A 3,767-nucleotide genomic window follows, 5' to 3' on the forward strand; every position below is an offset into this window, starting at 1 on the left:
CAGCACCAATGTAAAATTGATCATTAGATTGTTTAACGAGGTCATTAACATTTGCATAAGAAGGTGCACTTAACAAAATCAAAGAAGTAACGATTAGACCTTTAAACTTTTTCATTTAGTGTAACTCTCCATAAAATAAATATTTTATCACAGCAAAATAGAATGCGGTAATAATAACTATAAATTTCACAAAAGCGGCATAACGCCTGCATAACACGTTTGCTACGATACAGACCTAGCTGAATTTTACTGCCTTAATCACTGAAACTAAAGGCAAACTGACAACGCCGAGTGTAGCAAATCGTGTTGATGCATTTGTTAACTGAATTTCTCCATCACGTAATTAACAAGCTTTTCACCACGAACTTCAATAGTTTGCTCATTAACCACGGTAAAACCCAAATGCTCATAAAATGGTTTAGCTGTAATACTAACTTCAGAATAAAAACGAGTAATGTTAAGAGCTTTTCCTTGGGACATTACGTGATCCATTAAAGCACGACCTACACCTTTACCTTGAAATTCATGATGGCAAAAGAAATGGTCTATTAAGCCGCTACTTTGCAAATCAGTATACCCAACAATTACACCATTAATTTCTGCGACAAATGGATTTATCGTTCTCATTTTTGTTTTCCAAACTGAAAAATCAAATGATTCTGGAGCCCATGCTTCAACTTGTAATTGAGAATAGTCACGAGAGTTGATAATTCGGATGGTATTAAAAAATATGTGCCAGAGAGCTTCTGCATCATTTTCAGTGTAATGTCTTATTAAAACCATAGAACCTCACTTGAATTCAGTTAACGCCGCAATAACACGTGCGAACGACTTACTTTCCAAACCAATTATACTCTAGACCGCGAATGCCGAGTGTAATTAGCATCGTGTTGATTGCTTTGTTATACGAGCCTTGCTTTCGCTCCGATAAACTTGGTAAAGAACTGATTTACCAAGATTTACTGTAAACTGAGTTTAATTAGACTGGCTCAATTAAGCGAGCAAAATATCCAATCAACAGCAATAATTGTGAAACGAAACAATCCTTTTTTCTTACACCATTTGTACGACTTGGTTTCAGAAAGTTTGGTGCTTATAAACCAAATGTCCTAACCACAATTGGGATTGAAAATGCTGAGAGAAAAACACTGATGCAGGATAAAATGAGGCATAGCCAAAGAACAATTGAAGCGTAAATTAGCCGCTGAAACGCCTGAATTTGGGGCAATAATAGTTCAATGCCGAACCTGATGAAAAGAACACCAAAAGGCAATAAAGAAAAAGATAAACCACCCTACTTTCACACCTAAAAAGCTAATGGTTCAATCGCTGAACTGAGCCAAAAACTGCATTCTCAGAGTTCGTATAACGCCTGCATAACACGTTTGCTACGATACAGACCTAGCTGAATTTTACTGCCTTAATCACTGAAACTAAAGGCAAACTGACAACGCCGAGTGTAGCAAATCGTGTTGATGCATTTGTTATGTGGCATTTTTCCACGCATCTACCGTAGAATTTGCCCGAGATATTACTTCTTCAGGAGATATACCTCCACTGATAGTTAACTCCCACAACCTCGCCTCGATATCCTTTTGAATATCAACTGACATATCTGTAAATTTTGTTGTGTGATTAATGAAAAAATCACGGTCTTGTTGAGAATATAGACAATTTTCTGTTTCTCGCATAGAGTTATGAACAACCCATTTTCTAATGTCGTTGTAGGCCTTTAAGTTTTCAATAAACTCATCAGTAACGATTTCACTTCCATCAAGTAAACCTATTAATTGCCCTAAGGTTTTCTTATTATATTGCTTTGACTTACTTTCTACGTTTTTACCTGTTATTCCATTGATCTTTAAGTGAATAGAACCAACCAAATATAACTTAATTAAGTAATCTTCAACAAATTGGAGATGCCAAATCGCCTCTCCTGTTTTTTGATAAAAATAGCTTAACTCTTGAGGTGCGATCTCTCTTCCCATATATGAACTCCATTTGCCACATAACGCCTGCATAACACGTTTGCTACGATACAGACTTAGCTGAATTTTACTGCCTTAATCACTGAAACTAAAGACAAACTGACAACGCCGAGTGTAGCAAATCGTGTTGATGCATTTGTTATGTTTCTTATTCCATGTATTTTTTTATACCCGGCCAGTTTTTTCTATCTTGAAAATCGTTTACTTTATACCCACCATTATCTCCAAACTCTTCTTTTACTTCATTCAGAAGCATTCCACACCATGAGAATGTTTCTTCTGCTTCACCTAAACAATTATGACGGAAAACAGATATATGAGGATTGATATTTGATTCGCCCATACTTTTATGAAGCTTAGCTAATATATTCGACATTGTCTCATGCTTACAATCAAGCGAAATAAAGTATAAATTTTCAGTAATTTGAATACTGGTCTTATCATAAGGTTTTTCAGAATCAACCTCCGTTTCGATCATCTCAATAAATGGAGTGATTTCCTTTTCAACACATATCAGCATAAAACATGGATCATCATAGCTACCCATACCTTTTAAATATTTGCTTACCTGAGAAGGTATATTTTCAAACAACTGACTCATAATTTACTACCTATATTGATTATTTTGAAACATAACGCCGCAATAACACGTGCGAAAGACCGACTTACAAAACCAATTATACTCCAAACCGCGAATGCCGAATGTAAATAGCATCGTGTTGATTGCTTTGTTATACGAGCCTTGCTTTCGCTTCGGTAAACTTGGTAAAGAACTGATTTACCAAGATTTGCTGTTAACTGAGTTTAATTAGACTGGCTCAATTAAGCGAGCAAAATATCCAATCAACGACAATAACTGTGAAACGAAACAATCCCTTTTTCTTACACCATTTGAACGATTTGGTTTCAGCCTGTTTGGAACTGATAAACCAAATATCCTAACCACAATTGGGATTGAAAATACTGAGAGAAAAACACTGATACAGACTAAAATGAGGCATAACCAAAGAACAATTGAAGCGTAAATTAGCCGCTGAAACGCCTGAATTTAGGGCAATAATAGTTCAATGCCGAACCTGATGAAATGGAAACCAAAAGGCAACAAAGAAAAAGATAAACCACCCTACTTTCACGCCTAAAAAACTAATGGTTCAATCGCCAAACTGAACCAAAAAACTGCATTCTCAGAGTTCGTATAACGCCGCCATAACACGTGCTGACGACCAACTTTCCAAACCAATTATACTTCAAACCAAAAACGCCGAATGTTATAAGCATCGTGTTGATGGCTTTGTTATGCGTAATTCTCACTTTTACCGATTAAATAACCTGTCAATAATGCCTCTAATTCCAACAAACTCATTAACCCAAAACTTTTAACTATATATTTTGTAGCTTCTGAAGAATGAGATGGATTATTAACTCCCATTTCAGACTTGTAATTACCAACTTTAGCGCTCACCGAGCTAAAGCTTAATGTTGTTGAGTCAGCTAATACATGACACAAATCACTCTGCATTCCTCTGGGAAAATCAACTAATTCAAGACGCTTAAATATAATAAAACATCTTAATTCATTTTCAAAAGACCAGCCCGATTCTTGATTAAACTTGAGCATTTAATACCTCCATTTATTACGCATAACGCCTGCATAACACGTTTGCTACTATGCAAACCAAGCCTAAATTTACCACTTAATACAGTAAACTCAAAGAAACCGACAACGCCGAATGTAGCAAATCGTGTTGATGCATTTGTTATATGCATATATACTTTGTG

5 protein-coding genes are annotated in these 3,767 nt (G+C 35.8%); all 5 read right to left on the minus strand.

What is annotated here, in order from left to right; translation table 11 throughout:
- Window positions 1-318: 318 nt before the first annotated feature.
- Entirely contained in the window at window positions 319-783 is a 465-nt protein-coding gene (locus PVK62_RS17015) for a GNAT family N-acetyltransferase (RefSeq protein ID WP_274445577.1), read from the minus strand.
- Between the two features lie 701 nt (window positions 784-1,484).
- On the minus strand, window positions 1,485-1,988 hold the full coding sequence (locus PVK62_RS17020; protein ID WP_274445576.1) for a hypothetical protein: 504 nt from the start codon (window positions 1,986-1,988) through the stop codon (window positions 1,485-1,487).
- A 148-nt stretch (window positions 1,989-2,136) separates the two neighbouring features.
- Entirely contained in the window at window positions 2,137-2,589 is a 453-nt protein-coding gene (locus tag PVK62_RS17025) for a hypothetical protein (protein ID WP_274445574.1), read from the minus strand.
- A gap of 693 nt (window positions 2,590-3,282) precedes the next feature.
- A complete protein-coding gene (locus PVK62_RS17030) occupies window positions 3,283-3,606 on the minus strand; it encodes a hypothetical protein (protein WP_274445573.1) in 324 nt (107 codons plus the stop codon).
- The coding region (locus PVK62_RS17035) for a hypothetical protein (RefSeq protein WP_274445572.1) at window positions 3,558-3,767 on the minus strand (210 nt) is incomplete at its 5' end. The genes PVK62_RS17030 and PVK62_RS17035, both read right to left, overlap by 49 nt.

The sequence above is a fragment of the Aliivibrio sp. S3MY1 genome (assembly GCF_028765575.1).
GTDB lineage: Bacteria > Pseudomonadota > Gammaproteobacteria > Enterobacterales > Vibrionaceae > Aliivibrio.